Source organism: Pseudomonas nitroreducens, from assembly GCF_014204515.1.
Taxonomy (GTDB): Bacteria; Pseudomonadota; Gammaproteobacteria; order Pseudomonadales; family Pseudomonadaceae; genus Pseudomonas; species Pseudomonas nitritireducens_A.
The window spans coordinates 1-24,651 of the sequence record NZ_JACHLI010000024.1 but is presented as its reverse complement, the minus strand read 5'-3'; the positions used below and the strand labels follow the sequence as shown (position 1 = coordinate 24,651).

Below are 24,651 nucleotides of genomic sequence, written 5' to 3'. Positions count from 1 at the left end.
CCGACGACCCTGCAAGGAGAGCAAGCCATGTCCCGACTGATCCGCAGCCTGCTGCTGTGCGTGGCCACCACGCTGGCGCTCGGCTGCACCACCAAGCCGGTGCAGAACATCGACCAGAGCCTGCCGGCGGACAGCAACCGCACCTCGGTGCAGGTGCAGGCCGCCATCCGCGATGCGCTGGACGAGCAGAAATGGACCGTGCAGCAGGACGCCGGCAACGTGATCTACGCGCAGATCACCGTGCGCGAGCGTCACCACGCCGAGATCAGCATTCCCTACAGCAGCCAGCAGTACTCCATCAAGCTGCGCAGCAGCAGCGGCCTGGACGAGAAGGACGGGCAGATCCACCGCAACTACAACAAGTGGGTCACCCTCCTCAACAACCGGATCCTGCAGAACCTGCACCTCGCCCCGCCGAGCCCATGATCCCACCATCGACAAGGAGTCGATCCATGCAACGCAAGACCCTCGGGGCCCTCGCCCTCGCTCTCTGCGCGTCCTTCCCGGCCATCAGCCAGGCGCGCGACACCACCCTGCACCTGCCCTTCGACGAAGTCGTCGCCGAAGCGACGAAGACCGGCAAGCTCGACGGCAGCGTGAAGTTCTACCTGGCCGGCAACCCGGCCGGCGACAAGCTCAAGGTGATCCAGTCCGGCGCGATCACCAACAAGAAGACCAACGCCTTCAACAAGAGCGACGAGGAAGCCTGCCGCTGGGCCCTGCAATCGGCGCTGATCACCCTGCAGGACTCGGCGAAGAAGGCCGGCGCCACCGCCGTGACCAACATCGTCAGCTACTACAAGCGCAACGAGTACAAGGACGCCCAGCAGTTCGAGTGCCACGCCGGTGCGGTCATCGCCGGGGTTGCGCTGAAGGCGGATTACGCCAAGTAAAGCTGACTGTGCGCTCTCGCGTAGGGCGCATAACGCCTAAAGCGTTATCCGCCGTCCTGTCATCGGGAAACGGCGGATAAAGCGTTCCGCTTTATGCGCCCTACGCTATTGAGAGCGCGGCATCAGGCCTGGATTTGCTGGGTCACCAGGTCGAAGAACGACTGCGCCAGGCGTGACGATTCGTTGCGCCGCCGCACCAGCCACACCGAGCTGGTCGCGCCCGGATCGCTCAGGGTGCGATAGACCACGCCGTCCACCCGCGTGCGGCGGAACGACGCCGGCAGCATCGACACGCCCAGCCCCGCCGCCACCAGGCCGATGATGGTCATCGCCTCGCCCGCCTCCTGGGCGATGCGCGGGCTGAAGCCGGCCTGCCGCGACAACGTCATCAGTTGGCTGTACAGGCCGGTGCCGTAACTGCGCGGAAAAAACACGAAGGGTTCCTCTGCCAGCGCCGCCAGTTCGATACCGGCCTGGCTGTCCTGGGCCAGCGGGTGATCGGCGCGCAGCACAGCCACCAGCGGCTCGCTGAACAGCTCCACCGCTTCCAGGGTTTCCGGCAACGGAATCGGGCGGATCAGGCCGACCTGCACGCGCTCTTCCAGCAGCGCCTGTACGGCCTGGCCACTGCTCAGCTCCTGCAGGTCCAGGTGCACGTCCGGGTAGGCCTGGCGGAACGCCAGGATGGCTCGCGGGATGCTGGAAGTGAACGGCGCAGACGCGGTGAAGCCGACCCGCAGTTCACCGATCTCGCCCTGGTGCGCACGCCGCGCCAGCAGCGTGGCGCGCTCCACCCGCTGAAGAATCTGCCGCGCCTCGTCGAGGAACAACCGCCCCGCCTCGGTCAGCTCCACCCGACGGTTGGTGCGCTCCAGCAGGCGCGCGCCGATTTCTTCTTCCAGCGCCTGGATCTGCTGGCTCAACGGCGGCTGGGAAATCCCCAGCTGCTCGGCGGCGCGGCCGAAGTGCAGCTCCTCGGCCACGGCGATGAAGTAACGCAGATGCCTGAGTTCCATGGTGCCCTCGGTGTAGGAGCGGACTTCGTCCGCGATCGGTCACGCCCCGTCGGGGACTACTCCGTCTACGATTCGCAAAACGACTCAAACATGTCGATTAATATATTGGAAATAATAAAGCCCGCTCCTTATCCTTTCCACACAAGCCCAATAACGACTACCAACCTGCTCCTTGCCTGGCCGCGCGGACCTTTGCCGCCATTCCAGGCCATCTGCTGTCATCTACCTGAGGTGTGTCGTGAGTCAACCTGCCCTGCGGGCTTTGCGGGAAGAACCTTCCATGGCGGACGAAACGTCTGGCGAACCCCAGCGCAGCGCCGCGAACGATCCGGCCGAGCTGCTGGAGGCCGCACGCGAAGCCAACGGCGACGTGGTGCGCGCCGTCGAAGAGATCGAAACCTACATCGAGAAAGGCACCCCGGAATTCATGCGCACCTCGCTTGCGCTGTTCTCCGGCGGCTTCGCCACCTTCGCCCTGCTCTACTGCGTACAGCCGATGATGCCGGTGCTGTCCAAGGCCTTCGACCTGACCGCCGCGCAAAGCAGCCTGGTGCTGTCGATCTCGACCATCACCATGGCCTTCGGCCTGCTGGTCACCGGGCCGATCTCCGATGCCATCGGGCGCAAGTCGATCATGGTCGCCTCGCTGGTGCTCGCCGCGCTGTTCACCATTGGCAGCTCGCTGATGCCGACCTGGCACGGCGTGCTGGCCATGCGCGCGCTGCTCGGCCTGTCGCTCAGCGGCCTGGCGGCGGTGGGCATGACCTACCTCTCCGAGGAAATCCACCCGCAGCACATCGGCCTGTCGATGGGGCTGTACATCGGCGGCAATGCCATCGGCGGCATGAGCGGCCGGCTGATCAGCGGCGTACTGGTGGACTATGTGAACTGGCACGTGGCGCTGGCCACCCTGGGCGTGCTGGCCCTGGCGGCGGCGCTGCTGTTCTGGCGTATCCTCCCCGAATCGAAGAACTTCCGCCCGGCGCCCCTCAAGCCGCGCCGGCTCATCGAGGGCTTCACCGGGCACTTCCGCGACGCCGGCCTGCCCTGGCTGTTCCTTGAAGCCTTCGTGCTGATGGGCGCCTTCGTCACCCTGTTCAACTACATCGGCTACCGCCTGTTGGCCGAGCCCTACCACCTGAGCCAGGCCATCGTCGGCGTGCTCTCGCTGGTCTACCTGTCGGGCATCTACAGCTCGGCCTGGGTGGGCTCGCTGGCCGACAGGCTGGGCCGGCGCAGGGTGCTCTGGGCGATGATCGCGCTGATGCTCGGCGGCGTACTGGTCACCCTGCTGCAACCGCTGGCCGTGGTGCTGGTCGGCCTGCTGGTGTTCACCTTCGGCTTCTTCGGCGCGCACTCGGTGGCCAGCAGCTGGATCGGTCGCCGCGCCTTGAAGGCGAAGGGGCAGGCCTCGTCGCTGTACCTGTTCAGCTACTACATGGGCTCCAGCGTGGCGGGCACCACCGGCGGGGTGTTCTGGCATCACTATGGCTGGAACGGCGTCGGCCTGTTCATCAGCGGCCTGCTCGGCATCGGCCTGCTGGTGGCGCTGCACCTGGCGCGCCTGCCAGTGTTACCGCGCGACCTGCCCGCACTCAACAAGCATGGGTAGTTTCTACACACATCATCTTCTGCATGCCTAAAAACGACGTGGAACGGTCGTACAAAGACATTAATCTCGGATCCGACAACGCCTGCTCGGTGGGCGTTGTGAGATAAATTCCCAACCTACGACTTAAGTCGTAACAGGATGTGGCGCGATCCTTGCGTTCAACATGTCGAACGACTTGTTGGAATCCTGAAACGGACCTCGACTCCCGCAGTACGCAATTCCCTCCGTAGTTGTAGGTAAAGCATGAGCAGCACCCCCTCTTCCGGGCTCTCCCAGGGCCTGCAAAATCGTCACGTCACGATGCTTTCGATCGCCGGTGCCATTGGCGCGGGCCTGTTCGTAGGCTCCGGCCACGCCATCGCCGAAGCCGGCCCGGCCGTCATGATTTCCTATCTGGTCGCCGGCCTGCTGGTGGTCCTGGTGATGCGCATGCTGGCCGAAATGGCCGTCGCGCAGCCGGACAGCGGCTCCTTCTCCACCTACGCCGACCGCTCCATCGGCCACTGGGCCGGTTTCACCATCGGCTGGCTGTACTGGTGGTTCTGGGTCCTGGTGATCCCGCTGGAAGCCAACGCCGCCGCCGCGATCATCCACGCCTGGTTCCCCGGTGCGCCGATCTGGGTGCTGGCCTTCGTGATTACCTCCGCGCTGACCGTGACCAACCTGTTCAGCGTGAAGAACTATGGTGAGTTCGAGTTCTGGCTGGCGCTGATCAAGGTCGTCTCGATCATCGCCTTCCTGGTGCTGGGCTGCGCAGCCATCTTCGGCTTCTCGCCCAACAGCGAAGTCTCCGGCATCGGCCACCTGACCAGCGAAGGCTTCCTGCCCAAGGGCTGGGGCGCCGTGCTCGCCGCGCTGCTGACCACCATGTTCTCCTTCATGGGCTCGGAAATCGTCACCATCGCCGCCACCGAGTCCAAGGACCCGGAGCAGCAGATCACCCGCGCCACCAACTCGGTGATCTGGCGTATCGCGCTGTTCTACCTGCTGTCGATCCTCATCGTGGTCTGCCTGGTGCCATGGAACGATCCGCGCCTGGTGAGCATGGGCTCCTACCAGACCGTGCTGGAACACCTGCATATCCCGTACGCCAAGCTGATCGTCGACATCATCGTCCTCGTTTCGGTCACCAGCTGCCTGAACTCGGCGCTCTACACCGCCTCGCGCATGATGTATTCGCTGAGCAAGCGCGGCGACGCGCCGAAGATCGCCCAGGTGACCAGCGTCAGCCGCACGCCGATCTATGCCGTGCTGCTGTCCACCGCCATGGCCTTCCTGTGCACCTTCGCCAACTACCTGGCCCCGGCCGAAGTGTTCAACTTCCTGCTGGCCAGCTCCGGCGCCATTGCCCTGCTGGTGTACCTGGTGATCGCCCTGTCGCAGCTGCGCATGCGCAAGAAGCTGCTCGCCCAGGGTCACCAGCTGAAGCTGAAGATGTGGCTGTTCCCCTGGCTGACCTGGGCGGTGATCATCTTCATCGTCGGCGCCCTGGTGATCATGATGATCCGCCCGGATCACCGCATGGAGGTCGTCGCGACCGCGCTGCTGACCGTCGTGGTGGTCTGCTCCGGCCTGCTGGTCTCCAGCCGCCGCCACAAGGCCCAGCGTGAAGCCGGCCTGGTGGGTGATGCCGCCTGATGCGTCCTGACGGGGCCTGAGGCTCCATGAGGGAACGAAAAAGCCCCGCTCTTGAGCGGGGCTTTTTTTATTGCATGGCGGGGTACGGCGTTATTCAGGCCGATCGCGGACGGAGTCCGCTCCTACGCTCGAGCCAGCTTTCGTAGGAGCGGACTCTGTCCGCGATATGCCTCAGGGAGTACGAAAGCACCCAGCCCACTGTAGGAGCGCGCCATGCGCGTGATCCCGGGCATGGCTCGCGGTGATATGTCGAGTTGGGCGGGGTTCGCGAGCAAGCTCGCTCCTACGAAGAGCCAATGCCCCACTCAGGCTCTGGCTCTTAAGGTCTTCCAGAGAAATACCCGCGCACTCCGGAATGCCCCTTTCAGGAGGCCTCGTTGAAGCGGAGTTTCAGGGGTTGAGCGGCATGGATGCCGCGAGAGCCGCGATGGGCCAGGGATGGCCCTTCGCGGCGGGCCCCTGAAACTTCGCTTCAACGAGGGAATTTTTCGCCTAGGCGAAAAACCGGATGCAGGGGCAAGGCCTTTGCTTACTTTGGGCCTTTCCAAAGTGAGTCGCCCGAGGGGGCGAAACCCGGATTTCGCGCACACGCCGAAGCGACGCAGAAACACCCAACAACAAGCAAGAGCATCGCGGAGAAACCCGCTCCTCCAGGGAGCCAGATTTGGGCCAGGTACAAAAAAGCCCCGCATTCGCGGGGCTTTTCAGATGCAAAGTCAGGCTCAGTGATACTGCGCCGACAACTCGTGCACCGCCTCGAAGAAGGCACCGGCATGGGCCGGATCGACCTCCGGAGTGACACCGTGGCCAAGGTTGAACACATGCCCATTGCCGTTGCCGAAGGCGCCAAGGATGCGCGCCACTTCCGCGCGGATGGCCTCCGGCTTGGCGTAGAGGACTGCCGGGTCCATGTTGCCCTGCAGGGCCACCTTGTCGCCGACGCGGGCACGGGCGCTGCCGATGTCGCAGGTCCAGTCCAGGCCGAGGGCCTCGGCGCCGGTATTGGCCATGGACTCAAGCCACAGGCCGCCGCCCTTGGTGAAGAGGATCACCGGCACGCGGCGCCCTTCGTGCTCGCGGATCAGGCCATCGACGATCTTCTGCATATAGGCCAGCGAGAACTCCTGATAGGCCGCCGCCGACAGCGCGCCGCCCCAGGAGTCGAAGATCTGCACCGCCTGCGCACCCGCCAGGATCTGGCCATTCAGGTAGCTGGTGACCGACTGCGCCAGCTTGTCCAGCAACGCGTGCAGGGCTTGCGGATTGCCGTAGAGCATCGCCTTGGTCTTGCGGAAGTCACGGCTGGAGCCGCCTTCGACCATGTAGGTGGCCAGGGTCCAGGGGCTGCCGGAGAAGCCGATCAGCGGCACGCGGCCGTTCAGCTCGCGGCGGATGGTGCGCACGGCGTCCATCACGTAGCCCAGGTCTTTCTCCGGATCGGGCACCGGCAGGGCTTCGATGTCGGCCAGGCTGCTCACGACCTTCTTGAAACGCGGGCCTTCGCCGGTCTCGAAGTACAGGCCCTGGCCCATGGCGTCGGGAATGGTGAGGATGTCGGAGAAGAGGATCGCCGCGTCCAGCTGCGGGTAGCGGTCCAGCGGCTGCAGGGTCACTTCGCAGGCCATCTGCGGGTTCATGCACAGGCTCATGAAGTCACCGGCCTTGGCGCGGGTGGCGCGGTACTCCGGCAGGTAGCGGCCGGCCTGGCGCATCATCCAGACGGGGGTGACATCGACGGGCTGCTTGAGCAGGGCGCGGAGGAAGCGATCGTTCTTCAGGGCAGTCATAACGGCATCCGGAAAAAAAGTGCGGGCATTTTCGCAAAGCCCAAACGAAAAGGCACGGCGGGTGCCGTGCCTTTCGTCCATCGCGACAGTTTGTCGCTGCGTCATCCGCGTAGGGCGCATAACGCCAGAGGCGTTATCCGCCACGGCGGATAAGGCGTTCCGCCTTATTCGCCCTACAGGGGACGCACTCAGACGCCGAGGTAGTCGAGGATGCCTTCGGCGGCCGTACGGCCTTCGAAGATCGCCGTCACCACCAGGTCGGAACCGCGGACCATGTCGCCACCGGCGAAGATCTTCGGGTTGCTGGTCTGGTGCTTGAACTGCGCGGCCGCCGGGGCGATGACGCGGCCCTGGCTGTCGATCTCCACCTGGTGCTGGTCGAACCACGGCGCCGGGCTCGGGCGGAAGCCGAAGGCGATCAGCACGGCTTCGGCCGGGATGATCTCCTCGGAGCCCGGGATCGGCTCGGGGCTGCGACGGCCACGGGCGTCCGGCTCGCCGAGTCGGGTCTCGACCACCTTCACGCCTTCCACCTTGTCCTCGCCGACGATGGCGATGGGCTGGCGGTTGAAGAGGAACTTCACGCCTTCTTCCTTGGCGTTCTTCACCTCTTTGCGCGAGCCGGGCATGTTCTCTTCGTCACGGCGGTAGGCGCAGGTCACGCTCTTCGCACCCTGGCGAATCGAGGTGCGGTTGCAGTCCATCGCGGTGTCGCCACCGCCCAGCACCACGACGCGCTTGCCCTTCATGTCGACGAAGTCTTCCGGCGACTTCTCGAAGCCCAGGTTGCGGTTCACGTTGGCGATCAGGAAGTCCAGCGCGTCGTGCACGCCGGGCAGGTCCTCGCCGGGGAAGCCGCCTTTCATGTAGGTGTAGGTGCCCATGCCCATGAACACGGCATCGTATTCATCGAGCAGTTGCTCCAGGGTGACGTCCTTGCCGATCTCGGTGTTCAGGCGGAACTCGATGCCCATGCCGGTGAAGACTTCACGGCGGCGCGAGAGCACCTGTTTCTCCAGCTTGAACTCGGGGATACCGAAGGTCAGCAGGCCGCCGATTTCCGGGTTCTTGTCGAACACCACCGGGCTCACGCCGTTGCGCACCAGCACGTCGGCGCAGCCCAGGCCGGCCGGGCCCGCGCCGATCACGGCGACGCGCTTGCCGGTGGGCTTGACCTTGGACATGTCCGGGCGCCAGCCCATGGCGAAGGCGGTGTCGGTGATGTACTTCTCCACCGAGCCGATGGTGACCGCGCCGAAGCCGTCGTTCAGGGTGCAGGCTCCTTCGCACAGGCGGTCCTGCGGGCACACCCGGCCGCAGACTTCCGGCAGGGTGTTGGTCTGGTGGGACAGCTCGGCGGCGGCGAGGATGTTGCCTTCGGAGACCAGCTTCAACCAGTTGGGGATGAAGTTGTGCACCGGGCACTTCCACTCGCAGTACGGGTTGCCGCAACCCAGGCAGCGGTGCGCCTGGTCAGCGGCCTGCGCCGGCTTGAACAGGTCGTAGATTTCCACGAACTCGCGCTTGCGCTGGCGCAGCAGTTTTTTCTTCGGATCCTTGCGCCCGACTTCGATGAACTGGAAGTCATTGTTCAGGCGATCAGAATTCATACGTTCAGACATTTCGTGACCTCATCAACAACTTCAGGCGCTTATTGCGGGTTGGCACGGGTGCTGGACAGCAGCGAGCCCAGGCTTGCCGCCTTGGGTTTCACCAGCCAGAACCGACGCAGGTAGTCGTCCAGGTTTTCCAGGACGTTCGCGCCCCACTCGCTCGCCGTTTCTTCTACGTACTCGACCAGCACCTTGCGCAGGTGACTGCGCTGGGCTTCCATCGCTTCGCCACTGATGCGCTGGATTTCCACCAGCTCGTGGTTCACGCGGTCGACGAAGGTGTTGTCCATGTCCAGGACATAGGCGAAGCCCCCGGTCATGCCGGAGCCGAAGTTGTAGCCGGTCTTGCCCAGCACGCAGATGAAGCCGCCGGTCATGTATTCGCAGCAGTGATCACCGGTGCCTTCCACCACGGCGTGGGCGCCGGAGTTGCGCACGCCGAAACGCTCGCCTGCGGTGCCGGCGGCGAACAGCTTGCCGCCAGTGGCGCCGTACAGGCAGGTGTTGCCGACGATGGCCGATTCCTGCGACTTGAACGGGCTGCCCTTGGGCGGGGTGACGACCAGCTTGCCGCCGGTCATGCCCTTGCCGACGTAGTCGTTGGCGTCGCCTTCCAGGTACAGGTGCAGGCCGCCGGCGTTCCACACGCCGAAGCTCTGGCCCGCAGTGCCCTTGAAGCGGAAGGTGATCGGCGACCTGGCCATGCCCTGGTTGCCGTGGACCTTGGCGATCTCGCCGGAAATCCGCGCGCCGATGGAACGGTCGCAGTTGCAGATGTCCAGTTCGTATTCGCCACCCTTGGCGCCTTCGATGGCGGCACGGGACAGCTCGACCATCTTCTCGGCCAGCAGGCCCTGGTCGAACGGCGGGTTCTTCTCGACTTCGCAGAACTGCGGCTTCTCGGCCGGGATCAGGTCGCTGCCCAGCAGCGGCGTGAGGTCGAGGTTGCCCTGCTTGGGCGTCTCGCCCGGAAGGATTTCCAGCAGGTCGGTGCGGCCGATCAGTTCTTCCAGGCTGCGCACGCCGAGCTTGGCCAGCCACTCACGGGTTTCGCTGGCAATGAAGGTGAAGAAGTTCACCACCATGTCCACGGTGCCGATGAAGTGGTCCTTGCGCAGCTTGTCGTTCTGGGTGGCGACGCCGGTGGCGCAGTTGTTCAGGTGGCAGATGCGCAGGTACTTGCAGCCCAGGGCGATCATCGGCGCGGTGCCGAAGCCGAAGCTCTCGGCGCCGAGGATGGCCGCCTTGATGACGTCCAGGCCGGTCTTCAGGCCGCCGTCGGTCTGCACCCGGACCTTGCCGCGCAGGTCGTTGCCGCGCAGGGTCTGGTGCGCCTCGGCGAGGCCCAGCTCCCACGGCGAACCCGCGTACTTGATGGAGGTGATGGGCGAGGCGCCGGTACCGCCGTCATAGCCGGAGATGGTGATCAGATCGGCATAGGCCTTGGCCACGCCGGCGGCGATGGTGCCCACACCCGGTTCGGAAACCAGCTTCACCGACACCAGCGCCTGCGGGTTGACCTGCTTGAGGTCGAAGATCAGCTGGGCGAGGTCTTCGATGGAATAGATGTCGTGGTGCGGCGGCGGCGAGATCAGGGTCACGCCGGGCACCGCGTAGCGCAGACGGGCGATCAGGCCGTTGACCTTGCCACCGGGCAGCTGGCCGCCCTCGCCAGGCTTGGCGCCCTGGGCCACCTTGATCTGCAGGACTTCGGCGTTGACCAGGTATTCCGGGGTCACACCGAAGCGGCCGGTGGCCACCTGCTTGATCTTCGAGCTTTTCAGCGTGCCGTAGCGCGCCGGGTCTTCGCCACCCTCACCGGAGTTGGAGCGGCCGCCCAGGCGGTTCATGGCTTCGGCCAGGGCTTCGTGGGCCTCCGGCGACAGCGCGCCTAGGGAGATGCCGGCGGCGTCGAAGCGCTTGAAGATGGACTCCAGCGGCTCGATCTCGTCCAGGCTCAGCGGCTGCTCGCTGGTCTTCACCTTGAGCAGGTCGCGCAGCATGGACACCGGACGCTGGTCGACCAGCGCGGTGTATTCCTTGAACTTGGCGTAGTCGCCCTGCTGCACGGCGGCCTGCAGGGTATTCACCACGTCCGGGTTGTAGGCGTGGTACTCGCCGCCGTAGACGAACTTCAGCAGGCCGCCCTGCTGGATCGCCTTGCGGTTGTTCCAGGCTTCGTTGGCCAGCAGCTTCTGCTCGTTCTCGATGTCGAGGAAGCGTGCGCCCTGGATGCGGCTCGGAGTACCCGGGAAGCACAGGCCGGTGACTTCGTCGGCCAGGCCGATGGCTTCGAACAGCTGGGCGCCACGGTAGGAAGCGATGGTGGAGATGCCCATCTTCGAGAGGATCTTCAGCATCCCCTTGGAGATGCCCTTGCGGTAGTACTTGAAGACCTCGTAGAGGTCGCCCAGCACTTCGCCGGTGCGGATCAGGTCGGCCAGCACCTCGTAGGCGAGGAACGGGTAGACCGCGGACGCACCGAAGCCCACCAGCACCGCGAAGTGGTGCGGGTCACGGGCGGTGGCGGTTTCCACCAGAATGTTGGAGTCGCAGCGCAGACCGGTCTGCACCAGGCGATGGTGCACGGCGCCGACGGCCAGGGCCGCATGCACCGGCAGCTTGCCGGGAGCGATATGACGGTCGGACAGCACCAGCAAGACCTTGCCGGCGCGCACCGCTTCCTCGGCCTGGTCGGCGATGTTGCGCACGGCCGTTTCCAGCCCGACGGACTCGTCGTAGTTCAGGTCGATGTGGTGCAGGTCGAAGCCCGGACGCTCCAGGTTCATCAGGGTCCGCCACTTCGCCGGGGAAATCACCGGGCTGGTCAGGATCGCCTGGTTGGCGTGGTGCGGGGACTCTTCGAAGATGTTCTGCTCGATGCCCAGACAGGTTTCCAGGGACATCACGATCGCTTCGCGCAGCGGGTCGATCGGCGGGTTGGTGACCTGCGCGAAGACCTGGCGGAAGTAGTCGTAGGGCGAGCGGATGCGCTTGGACAGCACCGCCATCGGGGTGTCGTCGCCCATCGAGCCGACCGCTTCCTGGCCCTGCTCGGCGAGCGGGCGCAGTACCTGGTCACGCTCCTCGAAGGTGACCTGGAACATCTTCATGTACTGCTTGAGCTGGTCGCCGTCGTAGCTGGCCACGCCCTGGTCATCGTCCAGGGTCGCCTGGATGCGCAGCGCGCTCTGGCGCAGCCACTGCTTGTACGGGTGGCGCGACTTCAGGCGGTTGTCGATGTCCTCGGTCTGCAGCAGCTGGCCGGTCTCGGTGTCCACCGCGAGGATCTGGCCCGGACCGACGCGGCCCTTGGCGATGACGTCCTCGGGCTTGTAGTCCCACACGCCGATTTCCGAGGCGAGGGTGATGTAGCCGTTCTTGGTGGTGACCCAGCGCGAGGGGCGCAGGCCGTTGCGGTCGAGCAGGCAGACGGCGTAGCGGCCGTCGGTCAGCACGACGCCGGCAGGGCCGTCCCACGGCTCCATGTGCAGCGAGTTGAATTCGTAGAACGCGCGCAGGTCGGCGTCCATGGTCTCGACGTTCTGCCAGGCCGGCGGAATGATCATGCGCAGGCCACGGAACATGTCCATGCCGCCGGTGACCATCAGCTCGAGCATGTTGTCCATGCTGGAGGAGTCCGAACCCACGCGGTTGACCAGCGGGCCGAGCTCGTCGAGATCCGGCATCCACTCGTTGGCGAACTTGGCGCGACGGGCCTGGGCCCAGTTGCGGTTGCCGGTGATGGTGTTGATCTCGCCGTTGTGCGCCAGCAGGCGGAACGGCTGGGCCAGCGGCCATTTCGGCAGGGTATTGGTCGAGAAGCGCTGGTGGAAGACGCAGATGGCGGTCTTCAGGCGCTCGTCGGAGAGGTCCGGATAGAAGGCGGCGAGGTCCGCCGGCATCATCAGGCCCTTATAGATAATGGTCTTGTGCGAGAAGCTGCAGATGTAGTGGTCGGCGTCCTCGGCGTTGGCCACGGAGGAGCGGCGACGGGAGCTGAACAGCTTGACCGCGAATTCCTGGTCGGACAGGCCTTCGCCGCCGATGAACACCTGCTCGATCTGCGGCAGGCGCTCCAGCGCCAGGCGACCCAGGACGCTGGTGTCGATCGGCACCTTGCGCCAGCCGACCAGCTTCAGGCCGGCGCGCTCGATCTCGCGATTCAGGTTCGCGCGGGCGGCTTCGGCTTTCACCGGGTCCTGGTTGAAGAAGACCATGCCCACGGCGTACTGGCCGGGCAGTTCGGTCGCGAAGGACTCCTTGGCCACGGCGCGCAGGAACTGGTCGGGCTTCTGGATCAGCAGCCCACAGCCGTCCCCGGTTTTCCCGTCCGCGTTGATCCCACCTCGGTGGGTCATGCAGGTCAGTGCTTCGATGGCGGTTTGCAGAAGTTCGTGGCTGGCCTCGCCCGTCATATGGGCGATCAGACCGAATCCGCAGTTATCCTTGAACGTCTCAGGATGGTACAGACCTGCTTTCATAGGGAACTCTCACCGGCAAAACTTTTATAAATTCCAGGGTCTGCTGACGTTTCGCCATCGCCCTGTTTCGCCGTGCAGGCTCGTTTCCCGCGCACCCCAAAGGCTCGGGCCGCCTCTATCGGGCAGCGCCGCTGTAGCCCCTGGTTCACCTGGAATGACCGTTCCGCGCGAGTTGCCACGTCTTACCCAACGTGGCGGCGGTTCCGGCCCTGGCCATGACGAAACGTCAGCAGACCCTCTTCAAGCACTTCGCCTGTCTACTCGCTCAAGCGGCAAGTTTCCGATAGGCAAAGGGAGGTCATTGTACACACGGGGAAAGCGACGTCACGGTTTTTTTTGACGCACTGCCGACACCCGATGTCGCATTTTTATAAGAATGCAGACAAAGACACAACCCAATAAAAAGCCGAGCCCCATGGAATGGGGCTCGGCTTTTCATTGCTGCGACAGTGCGACCTTTCAGCGCGCCCCAGCGATGTCCTGCTGGATGCTGGAGAACGGCCGCGCCCAGGGCTTGGAAGCCTGGATCTTGGCCGGCAGCTTCTTGATCGCGGCCTGCGCGGCGGCGCGGTCGGAGAAGTTGCCGTAGGTCACCACGTAGAACGGCTTGCCCTGCAGGTTCTTGCGGAAGTAGCGGTAATCGCCGCCACCCTGCTGGCTGATGAAGGCCTTGGCACTGGCCTCCGAACCGGTGCCCAGCACCTGTACGGAGTAGCGCGAACCGGCCTGGGATTGATACCAGCTGCTGCCACCAGCGCTGCCGCCAGTCGTGGCCGCAGGCTTGCTCGCCGCGGTTGCTGGCTTGGCACTGGCAACCGTAGTGGCGGGCTTGGTGGCTGCCGGCTTGGCGGCCTGGGCAGGCTTGGCCGCTGCGGTGGCGGCGGGCTTCACCGGTTCCGGACGCGGCGTCGGCGCCGTGGTCGGAGCGGGCTGAACGGCGGCCTGCTGCTGGGTCGGCGCCGGCGGCACCGGATTCAGCGGCTTGGGACCGTTATTGGCCAGCGGCGTCAACGGCGGCGCGGAGGTGGTCACGGTCGGCGGGATGGCCGCGGACGGCATGCCGCCATCGTCGGCGTCTTCCTGGCCGCCGGCCTGGGCCATCGGCTCGCGGATCACCGGTTGGCTCTCGCCGACCAGCGGCAACGGCAGCGGCTGGTTGGAACCGGCGAACTCCACCGACGGGCCGTTGCCCTGGGCATCGGGCTGCGGCTGGGCACCCGGCTGCGCAGTGGCGCCGCCCAGCGGCAGCTGCGAGGAGGTCTGCACAGCAGGGTTGCTGGCAGTCTCCGGCTTGCTGGTCTTGCCCTGCATGAACCAGGCAGCGATGACGCCGATGGCGACCACGCCGAGGATCGCCAGGTGCTTCTTCGGCAGCTTGAAGCCAGGGCCGGCGGCCTTGCGGGCGCCGCCACGGTCAGCCAGCATCGCCTCGATCATGGCGTCGCGGGCGGTCTGGTTGATGGTGCCGGGCCAACCGCCGGATTGTTCGTGGATGTCGGCCAGCAGGTCGGCGGAGATCAGCTCGATGCCCTGCCCAGCACCTTCCAGACGCTGCGCCAGGTACTCGCGGGTCTCTTCCTCGCTGTAGGGCTGCAGTTCGATGGCGTGGAAACGCTCCTCGCCCTCGGACAGCGTCTCCAGCCGCGACAGCAGCTCCGGCTCGCCGAACAGGAACACGTGCAGACGCGCCTCGGTGTTGCCGGCGGACAGCAGCAACAGCACTTCCAGGGCGTCATCGCGCAGTTGCTCGGCATCATCCACCAGCAGGTAGACGTCCTGGCCGGTGATCGCCAGCTGGGCGACCTTGGCGAGGATGGCTTCCAGGCTGGTCTGGGTGATGCCCAGGCCCTGGGCGAGCTGGCGCAGCAGGGTGGCTTCGTCGGTCACCGAGCGACCGGAGATGACCACGCTGGAAACCGCGTCCTTGTTGGTGCTGGCCACCAGCGCCTGGCGCAGCAGGGTCTTGCCGCTGCCCAGCGGGCCGGTGACGGCCAGCAGCAGGTGGCTGTAGCGCGCCAGGTGGTGCAGCTGGCCCAGCACGGGCTTGCGCTGCGCCGGGAAGAACTTGAAGCCGGGAACCCGCGGTGCGAACGGATCGTGGCTGAACTGGTAGTGGGCCAGGAAGGCCTCATCGGCATGCAAGCTGGACATGGGACCTCAGTGTTCTCCTGCCTGACCGACCAGTGCCTGGTAGTCAGCGCGCAGTGTTTCTTCCAGAATCTCACGGGGGAATTCGGCGGTCACGACCGCGCCCCCCAGCCCTTGGAGCAAGACCAGACGCAAACGGCCATCGAGCACTTTCTTGTCGACAGCCATGTGCTCGAGAAAATGCTCGGCATTCATTTCCTGCGGCGGGACCACCGGCAGCTTCGCCGCGGCGAGCAGGCGGATGCCACGATCGAGCTCGGCTTTCGTCAGCCATCCCAGCCGATGCGACATCTCAAGTGCCATCACGGTTCCCGCACCCACGGCTTCGCCGTGCAGCCAGACGCCGTAACCCATGTGGGTCTCGATGGCGTGACCGAAGGTGTGGCCCAGGTTGAGGGTGGCGCGCACGCCGGTTTCCTTCTCGTCGGCACCGACTACGCGGGCCTTGGCGGCGCAGGAGCGCTCGATAGCCTCGGTCAGCGCCTTGGTCTCCAGCGCGAGCAGGTCGCTCATATGCGCTTCCAGCCAGGTGAGGAAAGGCTCGTCGCAGATGAAACCGTACTTGACCACTTCCGCCAGGCCCGCGGACAGCTCGCGCGGCGGCAGGGTCTTCAGGGTCGCGGTGTCGATGACTACGGCCTGGGGCTGGTAGAAGGCCCCGACCATGTTCTTGCCCAGCGGGTGGTTGATGCCGGTCTTGCCGCCCACCGAGGAGTCGACCTGGGACAGCAGGGTGGTCGGCACCTGGATGAAGTCGACGCCGCGCTGGTAGCAGGCCGCGGCGAAACCGGTCATGTCGCCGATGACGCCGCCGCCCAGGGCGATCAGGGTGGTCTTGCGGTCATGGCGCGCGGTGAGCAGGCCATCGAAGATCAGTTGCAGGGTTTCCCACTGCTTGTAGGCCTCGCCGTCGGGAAGCACGACCGTGGTGACCTTGTAGCCGGCCAGGGTCTTCTGCAGTCGATCCAGGTACAGCGGCGCGATGGTTTCGTTGGTGACGATGGCTACCTGGCGGCCACGGATGTGCGGCTCGAAGTAGCGCGGATCATCCAGCAGCCCTTCACCGATATAGATCGGGTAGCTGCGATCGGCCAGATCGACGTTGAGTGTGCGCATGAAACCCCCAGGCAATAAAGGGGACTAGGATACCGCAGATTGCGGCGCCGTTAATGGCGCTCCAGCTCACGCAGGCGCTCGATGATCTCCAGCACGACGAGGCGGGGCGGCCGCTCGTCGGTTTCGATGATCACGTCGGCGATTTCGCGATAAAGCGGATCGCGCAGCTGCATCAGGTCACGCAGGATCTGCTCGGGATTGGGTTTCTGCAGCAGCGGCCGATTCTTGTCGCGCGCCGTGCGGGAAATCTGCTGCTCCACCGAAGCGTGCAGGTAGATGACCTTGCCGCCGCCCTTGAGGATCAGGCGATTGGCGTCGCGCATCACGGCGCCGCCACCCGTGGCAATGACCATCCCCCCCATATCGCACAGCTCGGCCAGCATCGACTGCTCACGCTCGCGGAAGCCCGCCTCCCCTTCGACATCGAAGATCCAGGGGATGTTGGCTCCGCAGCGCTGCTCGATTTCCTTATCCGAATCCTTGAAGACGAGGTGAAGCTCTTTGGCGAGAAGACGCCCGATGGTGCTCTTTCCAGCTCCCATCGGGCCTACCAGAATCAAATTGGACACGACATTGATCAACGGCCGATTGCAATGGCCTGATTATTCATGATCCGCGGGGTAAGGAAAACCAGCAGCTCGTTCTTGCTGTCGGTTACCGAATCACGACGGAACAGTCGGCCCAGGACCGGAACGTCACCCAGGAACGGAACCTTGTCCACCGCCTTGGTCTGGGTGTTGGAGAACACACCACCGATCACGATGGTCTCGCCATCGTTGACCAGCACCTTGGCGTTCACCTCGTTCTTCTTGATCGGCGGCACGCCGTTGAGGGCGTTGGCGTAGTCCGGCTCGTCCTTGTTGACCTTCACTTCCATGATGATGCGGTTGTCCGGGGTGATCTGCGGAGTCACTTCCAGGGACAGTGCAGCTTCCTTGAAGGATACCGAGGTGGCACCACTGGAGCTGGCTTCCTGGTAGGGAATCTCCGAGCCCTTGAGGATCTTCGCGGTCTCCTTGTCGGAGGTGACGACCTTCGGCTGGGAAACCACCTCACCGTTGCCGCCCTTCTCCATGGCGGAGAGCTGCAGGTCGAGGATGGCGTTGTTGGAGACGAAGCCAATGCCGATGCCGGAGGTGGCATTGGTTGCGCCCAGGTCAACCGAGGGGGTCGGCGAGTTGGCTGCGTTCGTTGGAAGCGTACATCCGTTGGCAAATGGGCCGCAGCCTGCGTTGCCGGTACCATTTACGCCAAGGTTGCCGTCCTTGCCCCAAGAAGCCCAATTACCGAACGATACGGCACCACCCCAACGCACCCCCAGGCTCTTGCTGTAATCGACCGATGCTTCGACGATACGCGCCTCGATCATCACCTGGCGCACCGGGATATCCAGCTGGGCGACGATACGACGCAGCTCGTCCAGGCGATCCTGGGTCTGGTAGGCGATGATGCTGTTGGTACGGTCATCGACGGTGATCGAGCCGCGGGTATCACCACCACCCGCTGCACCGGGAGCGGCACCGGCCGCACCGGTCACGGAGTTGAACAGCTTGGCGATATCCGAAGCCTTGGCGTAGTTCACCTGGATCAGTTCGCGGCGCAGCGGCGCCAGCTCGGAAATCTGCTTCTGCGCTTCCAGCTCCTGGCGTTCGCGAGCAGCAATCTCGTCCGCCGGCGCCACCAGCAGTACGTTGCCGACCTTGCGCTTGTCCAGGCCCTTGGTCTTGAGCACCAGGTCCAGCGCCTGATCCCACGGCACGTTCTGCAGGCGCAGGGTGATGTTGCCCTGCACGGTGTCAGAAGCCACCAGGTTGAGGTCGGTGAAGTCGGCGATCAACTGCAGCACCGAACGCACGTCGATGTCCTGGAAGTTCAGCGACAGCTTCTCGCCGGTGTAGGCGAAGTTGTCCTTCTTGCGCTTCTCGGCATCGTCCTGGGTCAGCGGCTTGATACTGACGGTCATGCGATTGTCGGTCTGGTACACCAGGTAATCGTAGAGGCCGGTCGGCTCGATCACGATGCTGGCCTTGTCGCCCGCCGCGGAGGCGTTGACGAACTGCACCGGAGTGGCGAAGTCCTTCACGTCCAGGCGCACGCGCAGGTTGTCCGGCAGCTGGGTGCGCGGGAAGTCGAGGCGGATCTTGCCGCCCTGTTCCTGGATGTCCGGGGCGACAGTGGGATCGGACAGATCGATCACCACGTTGCCTTCGCCCTGCTCGCCACGCTGGAAGTCGACGTTGCGGATGGCCTTGCCGGCGGGAACATAAGGCTTGGGCGCTGCAGGCCGCGCAGTCGCAGCCGACGAGGGAGCAGCCGAAGCGTAGGAAGACGCGGCAGTCGCCGAGCCACCGACCACGACATACAGATTGTTGCCGTCGGCACGCGTGGTGTAGGGGACCAGGTTGGTCAGGTTGACGATCAGACGGGTGCGATCCTTGGCCTCGACCACGGTCAGGCTGCGCGCATTGCCCACACCCAGCTCGCGGTTCTTGCTGCCGAGTTTGTTCTGCACACCGGGCAGGTCCAGGGCGATCCGCGCCGGCTGCTCGATGGTGTAGCCACGCGGAGCGGCCACCGGCTCGTCGAAGCCCAGCTTCAGCTCGACACGGTCACCCGGCAGCGCCGCCACATCGACGCTCTGGAGGTTGGCCGCCAGCAGGGCCGGGGCAAAGACTGCCGCGAGCAGGGAAATGCTCAGGCGGGAAAGTGTTCTGTTCATCGTCTGAATCCGTCGTGCAGACTGCTGTTTGTTATGCATGTTCATCCCCGCCCTTAGGAGCGTTCCTTGAGAGTCAGGCTGCGCGGACGTTCGAGCCAGCCACCCTCACCATCAGGAACGATTTCGACCACGTCGATCTTGCCTTCGCTGATCGCAACGATCTTGCCGTCGTTGCGCCCCAGATAGTCGCCCACCCGCACCCGGTGCACCCCTCCTGCACCGCGCACCAGCGCGAACGTACCCTGCTCGTTGGCCAGGGTACCGACCATTTCGAAGGTTTCGATGTTGAACCCCTCGAGGAACTGCTTGACCCGAGTATCGTCGGGCTTGACCACGCGATTGCCCTTCTGCTTGACCGCCAGGTCGATCTTCACCGGCGGCTGGAACGGGCTGCGCAACGCGGCCGCACTGTAGGTGAACGGCTCGTACGGCTGGAACTTGGGCAACGGCTCGATGGAACCCTTGGGCCGGGCCCGCACTTCATCCATGTACGACTGCAGGTCGGCGAAATCGCCGCCCGAGCCGCAGCCGTGCAGGGCGAGCAGCATCACGCTGCCGAGGATCAGGCGCTTGTTCATTTCGCGCCTCCCTGAGCCGCAGCGGCCCCGCCGACCTTCACGCCCTTGTCGTTGTAGCGGTAGGTCTTGGCCAGGATGCTCATGCGCAGCTTGGAGGTGCTGTCCGCGGTCGCCGGTTTGATGTCGAAATCGTGCAGGGTGACGATGCGCGGCAGGCTGGACACGCTGCTGACGAAGGTCGCCAGGTCGTGATAGCCACCCACCACGCTGATCTGGATCGGCAGCTCGATGTAGAACTGCTGCGCCACTTCCGGCAGCAGCTTGATTTCCTCGAACTCCAGGCCGCTGCCCAGGCCGGTGCGGGTGATGTCTTCCAGCAGTCCCGGCACCTCGGTGTCACTGGGCAATTGCCGCAGCAAGGCGCCGAAGGATTCTTCCATTTCCTTCATCTGCGCCTTGTAGGCATCCAGGTTGGCGGCCTGGAAAGCCTTGGAGGCGAACTGTTCCTTCAGCGTCGTCTCTTCCTGGCGCTGCTGGTCCAGCTGCGCCTCGAGGTCCTTGAGATGGAAGTTGTAGCCCAGCGCCAGCACGATGATCAGCAGCAGTGTGCAGGCAATCACCTTGACCGCCGCCGGCCAGGAGCCGATGTTGTTCAGATCAAGATCGTTGACGTCGATCTTGCGCAAGCTTTCCAGCGAACTGGCCAGACTCATTTCTTGGCTCCTTGCGCTGCGTTCTTCTTGTCGTCCAGCTTGTCCTCATCCGGCTGCACCTGGCGAACGGTCAACTGGAAGACGTTGGCCTGGTCCAGGGCGCCCTGGGTGATCGCCTTGACCTCGGTGAGGTTCGGCGAGGCCAGCCATTGGGAGGCATCGAGGTTGCGCATGAGGTTGGAGACGCGGTTGTTCGACTCCGCCGCACCGGCAATGGAAATCAGATTGCCGTTCATCTTCAGCTCGGTGAAGTAGACGCCGTCGGGCAAGGTACGGACCAGTTGGTCGAACACCCGCCCGATGATCGGCCGGTTGCCCTGCAGGTCCTGGATGATCTTCATCCGCTCCAGCAGTTGCTGGCGACGGGTCCTCAGCTCGCTGATCTCCTTGATGCGCGTATCCAGCACGGAGATTTCCTTGCGCAGGAAATCATTGCGCGCATTCTGGTTCTCGATGGCCGAGTTGAAGTACTGGTCGCCGAGGAACACCAGGGCGCCGGACGCCAGCAACACCGCGCCCAGGGTCACCAGGAAGCGCTGCTTGCGCTCCTCGCGCAGCTGCTCCCGCCATGGCAATAGGTTGATGCGTGCCATCAGTCGAAACTCCTCATCGCCAGACCGCAGGCAATCATCAGCGCGGGGGCGTCACTGGCCAGCGCGCCGGCATTGACCTTCCCGCTCAGCACCATGTCGGCGAAGGGGTTCGCGACCAGGGTCGGAGTACCGATCTTCTGCTGGATCAGACGATCCAGGTCGGGAATGGAAGCCGTGCCGCCCGCGAGCAGGATGTAGTCCACGTCGTTGAACTGGCCGGCAGCGAAGAAGAACTGCAGCGAGCGCGACACCTGCTGGACCACGGCATCCTTGAACGGCTGCAGCACTTCGCTGTCGTAGTCGTCCGGAAGGCCGCCCTGCTTCTTCGCAAGACCGGCTTCCTCGACCGACAGGCCATAGCGGCGCTGGATTTCCTCGGTGAGCTGGCGCCCGCCGAACAGCTGTTCGCGGGTATAGATGGTGCGGCCGTGGTGCAGGACGCTCAGGGTGGTCATGGTGGCGCCGATATCGACCACCGCAACTGTGAGCTCGTCGGCATTGCCGCCCAACTGCTGGCCGAGCAGACTGAAGGCCCGCTCCAGCGCATAGGCTTCGACGTCGACGACCTTGGCTGTCAGGCCGGCCAGCGCCAGTGCCGCCTCGCGGACCTCGACGTTTTCCTTCCGGCAGGCGGCGAGGAGCACATCGACGCGATCGGCATTTCGCGCGGAAACGCCTTGCACCTCGAAGTCGATGGCGACTTCTTCGAGGGGATAGGGGATGTATTGGTCGGCTTCGATCTTGAGCTGATTCTCCAGCTCGTCGTCGGAAAGTCCGCCGTCCATCTCGATGGTTTTAGTGATGACCGCCGAGCCGGCAACCGCGACCGCAGCCGTTTTCACGGGGGTCCGCGCCTTGGCGACCACGCGTGACAACGCCTGGCCGACGCCCTCAAGCTCAGCGATGTTCTTTTCTACCACTGCATTGGGCGGGAGCGGCTCGACAGCGTAGGCCTCTACCTTGTAGCGGCCTCCAGAGCGGCTCAATTCGAGAAGTTTGACCGAAGTCGAACTGATGTCTATCCCCAGCAGCGTGTTCGCTTTCTTATTGAAGAGCCCTAGCACGACTGATTTCCTATCAGCATCCGAGACTTACGGACGATTTATGTTTTTCCACATTAGATACCAGACTTGACAGCTTCGCAAATGGCTCGCCAGCAAAAAAACTGCTTATAATGTGATCAGCTTTTCCCTTTTTACCGCGCCATCCGCTTAACTCTTTCTTTTCTCTGGAAATCCAAGACCTTCCGATGCGCCTGCTGAAGTTTCTGTGGTGGACCTGCGTCACCATTATTTGTGGATTGCTGCTCAGTTTCAGCGGCGCCTATCTGTACCTCAGCCCCAACCTTCCTTCCGTGGATGCCTTGCGCAACGTGCGGTTGCAGATGCCGTTGCGCGTGTACAGTGCTGATAACAAATTGATAGCAGAGTTTGGCGAGATGCGCCGAACACCGATTCGCTTTGCCGAAATCCCCCCGGATTTCGTCCATGCACTGTTATCGGCTGAAGATGACAATTTCGCCAATCATTATGGCGTGGACGTGAAAAGCCTGATGCGTGCTGCCGCGCAATTATTGAAAACCGGGCACATCCAGACCGGGGGCAGCACCATCACCATGCAGGTGGCGAAGAACTACTTCCTCACCAACGAGCGCAGTTTCTCCCGCAAGATCAACGAGATATTGCTGGCCCTGCAGATCGAGCGATCGCTCACCAAGGACGAAATCCTCGAGCTGTACGTCAACAAGATCTACCTGGGCAACCGCGCCTACGGGGTCGAGGCGGCGGCGCAGGTTTACTACGGCAAGTCGATCAAGGACGTGAGCCTGGCGCAGATGGCGATGATCGCCGGCCTGCCCAAGGCGCCGTCGCGCTACAACCCGCTGGCCAACCCGGCGCGCAGCCTGGAGCGACGCAACTGGATCCTCGAGCGCATGCTCAAGCTCGGCTTCATCGATCAGCCGCGCTTTGAGGAGGCGGTGAAGGAGCCGGTGGGCGCGTCCTACCATGTCCAGACCCCGGAACTCGCCGCCCCCTACATCGCCGAAATGGCCCGCGCCGAGCTGGTCGGCCGCTTCGGCGGCGATGCCTACACCGAGGGCTACCGCGTCTACACCACCGTGCGCAGCGACCTGCAGAATGACGCCAACGCCGCCCTGCGCGAAGGCCTGCAGGACTACGACCAGCGCCACGGCTACCGCGGCCCGGAAACCCGACTGCCGGGCAAAACTCGCGACGCCTGGCGTCAGGCGATTGCCCAGCAGCGTCCGCTGGGCGGCCTGGAGCCGGCCATCGTGACCCAGGTCGAGAAGAGCGGCGCCATGGTCATGACCCGCGACGGCAAGGAAGAAGCCCTGCCCTGGGATGGCATGAAGTGGGCCCGCCCCTACCTGAGCAACAACAGCATGGGCCGCATGCCCAGCCAGCCCAGCGATGTGGTCCAGGCCGGCGACGTGATCCGCGTGCAACGCAAGGATGACGGTTCGCTGCGCCTGACCCAGGTGCCGGCGGCGCAGAGCGCCCTGGTCTCGCTGAACCCGCAGAACGGCGCGATCATGGCGCTGGTCGGTGGCTTCTCCTTCGAGCAGAGCAACTACAACCGCGCCACCCAGGCCCGCCGCCAGCCCGGCTCCAGCTTCAAGCCGTTCATCTACAGCTGCGCGCTGGACAACGGCTTCACCGCCGCCTCGCTGATCAACGACGCCCCGGTGGTGTTCTACGACGAGTACCTGGACAAGGTCTGGCGTCCGAAGAACGACACCAACACCTTCCTCGGCCCGATCCCCATGCGCGAGGCGCTGTACAAGTCGCGCAACATGGTCTCGATCCGCATCCTCCAGGCTCTGGGCGTCGATCGCGCGCGCAATTGCATCAGCCGCTTCGGCCTGAACAAGGACGATCTGCCGCCGAACCTGTCCATGGCCCTGGGTACCGCGACCCTGACCCCGCTGGAGATCGCCAGCGCCTGGAGCGTCTTCGCCAACGGCGGCTTCAAGATCTCGCCCTTCGTCGTCGAGCGCATCGAGAGCCGCGACGGCCAGACGCTGTACCAGGCCAATCCGCCCAGCGTGCCGCAGGACGAGGAGAAACTCGACCCGGCAGCCCAGGCACAGGCCCAGCCGGCGGCCACCGACGCCTTCGGCAACGACGATCCGGCCCAGGCGAAAACCGCCATCGAGCCAGCCGCCGCCGAGCGCATCATCGACGCACGCACCGCCTACATCATGACCAGCATGCTGCAGGACGTGATCAAGCGCGGCACCGGCCGCCGCGCCCTGGCCCTCAAGCGCGACGACCTGGCTGGCAAGACCGGCACGACCAACGAATCCAAGGACGCCTGGTTCTCCGGCTTCAACGCCGACTACATGACCACCGTCTGGGTCGGCTTCGACCAGCCGGAAAGCCTTGGCCGCGCCGAATATGGCGGCAACGTCGCCCTGCCGATCTGGATGCGCTACATGGGTGCAGCCCTCAAGGACAAGCCGTCGCACCTGCTGCCCGAGCCGCCCGGCCTGGTCAGCCTGCGCATCGATCCGGTCACCGGTCGTGCGGCCGCTCCCGGCACGCCGGGCGCGTACTTCGAGCTGTTCAAGAACGAAGACACGCCGCCGTCGATGAACGAGTTGGCTCCCGGCAGTTCTCCAGGCAGTGGTATGCCGGCGGACGAAGAAGCGCCGATCGACCTGTTCTGAAAACAAGCCCCTCACCTGAACTGACCCCCAGATGTTGGACACCAACTCTGAGGGGTCCACATGGCAAGGCATGATGGGAAGTTCAAGCTAGAGGTGGCGCGCCACTATGT

The 24,651-nt window shown here is 64.4% G+C and carries 17 protein-coding genes; 5 read left to right on the top strand and 12 right to left on the bottom strand.

Annotation, left to right across the window (positions count from 1 at the left end; genetic code table 11):
* Positions 1-27: 27 nt before the first annotated feature.
* Together HNP46_RS24570 and HNP46_RS24565 are read left to right on the top strand one after the other, a co-directional pair.
* Positions 28-426 (top strand): hypothetical protein, encoded by a 399-nt coding sequence (locus tag HNP46_RS24570; protein WP_184594206.1) that lies wholly within the window; start codon positions 28-30, stop codon positions 424-426.
* 26 nt (positions 427-452) lie between these two features.
* Positions 453-893, top strand: a complete 441-nt coding sequence (locus HNP46_RS24565) for an excinuclease (protein ID WP_184594204.1) — start codon at positions 453-455, stop codon at positions 891-893.
* A 122-nt stretch (positions 894-1,015) separates the two neighbouring features.
* On the opposite strand, the gene HNP46_RS24560 is transcribed toward HNP46_RS24565, so the two are convergent.
* Positions 1,016-1,909 carry a LysR family transcriptional regulator gene (locus HNP46_RS24560; protein WP_184594202.1) on the bottom strand — a complete coding sequence of 298 codons (894 nt, stop codon included), beginning with the start codon at positions 1,907-1,909 and terminating at the stop codon, positions 1,016-1,018.
* A 280-nt stretch (positions 1,910-2,189) separates the two neighbouring features.
* Between HNP46_RS24560 and HNP46_RS24555 the strand changes: the two genes are divergently transcribed.
* Both HNP46_RS24555 and gabP read left to right on the top strand, forming a co-directional pair.
* On the top strand, positions 2,190-3,521 hold the full coding sequence (locus HNP46_RS24555; RefSeq protein WP_184594200.1) for an MFS transporter: 1,332 nt from the start codon (positions 2,190-2,192) through the stop codon (positions 3,519-3,521).
* Positions 3,522-3,764: 243 nt separating this feature from the next.
* The gene (gene gabP, locus HNP46_RS24550) at positions 3,765-5,159 is read left to right on the top strand and encodes a GABA permease (protein WP_184594198.1); all 1,395 of its coding nucleotides are present in this window, start codon (positions 3,765-3,767) and stop codon (positions 5,157-5,159) included.
* Between the two features lie 722 nt (positions 5,160-5,881).
* Here gabP and hemE read toward each other — a convergent pair.
* The 11 genes from hemE to HNP46_RS24495 all read right to left on the bottom strand — a co-directional run bounded on the left by hemE (position 5,882) and on the right by HNP46_RS24495 (position 21,914).
* Positions 5,882-6,946 carry a uroporphyrinogen decarboxylase gene (gene hemE, locus HNP46_RS24545; RefSeq protein ID WP_184594196.1) on the bottom strand — a complete coding sequence of 355 codons (1,065 nt, stop codon included), beginning with the start codon at positions 6,944-6,946 and terminating at the stop codon, positions 5,882-5,884.
* Positions 6,947-7,134: 188 nt separating this feature from the next.
* Positions 7,135-8,568: an FAD-dependent oxidoreductase gene (locus HNP46_RS24540; protein WP_184594194.1), complete on the bottom strand. Its 1,434-nt coding sequence runs from the start codon at positions 8,566-8,568 to the stop codon at positions 7,135-7,137.
* A gap of 29 nt (positions 8,569-8,597) precedes the next feature.
* Positions 8,598-13,043 carry a glutamate synthase large subunit gene (gene gltB / locus HNP46_RS24535; RefSeq protein ID WP_184594193.1) on the bottom strand — a complete coding sequence of 1,482 codons (4,446 nt, stop codon included), beginning with the start codon at positions 13,041-13,043 and terminating at the stop codon, positions 8,598-8,600.
* 459 nt (positions 13,044-13,502) lie between these two features.
* Positions 13,503-15,194 (bottom strand): AAA family ATPase, encoded by a 1,692-nt coding sequence (locus tag HNP46_RS24530; RefSeq protein ID WP_184594190.1) that lies wholly within the window; start codon positions 15,192-15,194, stop codon positions 13,503-13,505.
* A gap of 6 nt (positions 15,195-15,200) precedes the next feature.
* On the bottom strand, positions 15,201-16,307 hold the full coding sequence (aroB, locus tag HNP46_RS24525; RefSeq protein ID WP_184594188.1) for a 3-dehydroquinate synthase: 1,107 nt from the start codon (positions 16,305-16,307) through the stop codon (positions 15,201-15,203).
* A gap of 50 nt (positions 16,308-16,357) precedes the next feature.
* Positions 16,358-16,876, bottom strand: coding sequence for a shikimate kinase AroK (aroK, locus tag HNP46_RS24520; RefSeq protein WP_184594364.1), 519 nt, complete (start codon positions 16,874-16,876; stop codon positions 16,358-16,360).
* Positions 16,877-16,884: 8 nt separating this feature from the next.
* The gene (pilQ, locus tag HNP46_RS24515) at positions 16,885-19,026 is read right to left on the bottom strand and encodes a type IV pilus secretin PilQ (protein WP_184594186.1); all 2,142 of its coding nucleotides are present in this window, start codon (positions 19,024-19,026) and stop codon (positions 16,885-16,887) included.
* 53 nt (positions 19,027-19,079) lie between these two features.
* Entirely contained in the window at positions 19,080-19,604 is a 525-nt protein-coding gene (gene pilP / locus HNP46_RS24510; RefSeq protein ID WP_184594183.1) for a type 4a pilus biogenesis lipoprotein PilP, read from the bottom strand.
* Entirely contained in the window at positions 19,601-20,257 is a 657-nt protein-coding gene (gene pilO / locus HNP46_RS24505; protein ID WP_184594181.1) for a type 4a pilus biogenesis protein PilO, read from the bottom strand. The genes pilP and pilO overlap by 4 nt, the downstream gene beginning before the upstream one ends.
* Entirely contained in the window at positions 20,254-20,850 is a 597-nt protein-coding gene (pilN, locus tag HNP46_RS24500; protein ID WP_184594179.1) for a type 4a pilus biogenesis protein PilN, read from the bottom strand. The genes pilO and pilN overlap by 4 nt, the downstream gene beginning before the upstream one ends.
* Positions 20,850-21,914, bottom strand: coding sequence for a pilus assembly protein PilM (locus tag HNP46_RS24495; protein ID WP_184594177.1), 1,065 nt, complete (start codon positions 21,912-21,914; stop codon positions 20,850-20,852). Before HNP46_RS24495 ends, pilN begins: the two co-directional genes overlap by 1 nt.
* A gap of 185 nt (positions 21,915-22,099) precedes the next feature.
* Here HNP46_RS24495 and HNP46_RS24490 point away from each other — a divergent pair, with 185 nt between their 5' ends.
* On the top strand, positions 22,100-24,541 hold the full coding sequence (locus HNP46_RS24490; RefSeq protein WP_184594160.1) for a penicillin-binding protein 1A: 2,442 nt from the start codon (positions 22,100-22,102) through the stop codon (positions 24,539-24,541).
* Positions 24,542-24,651 lie beyond the last annotated feature (110 nt).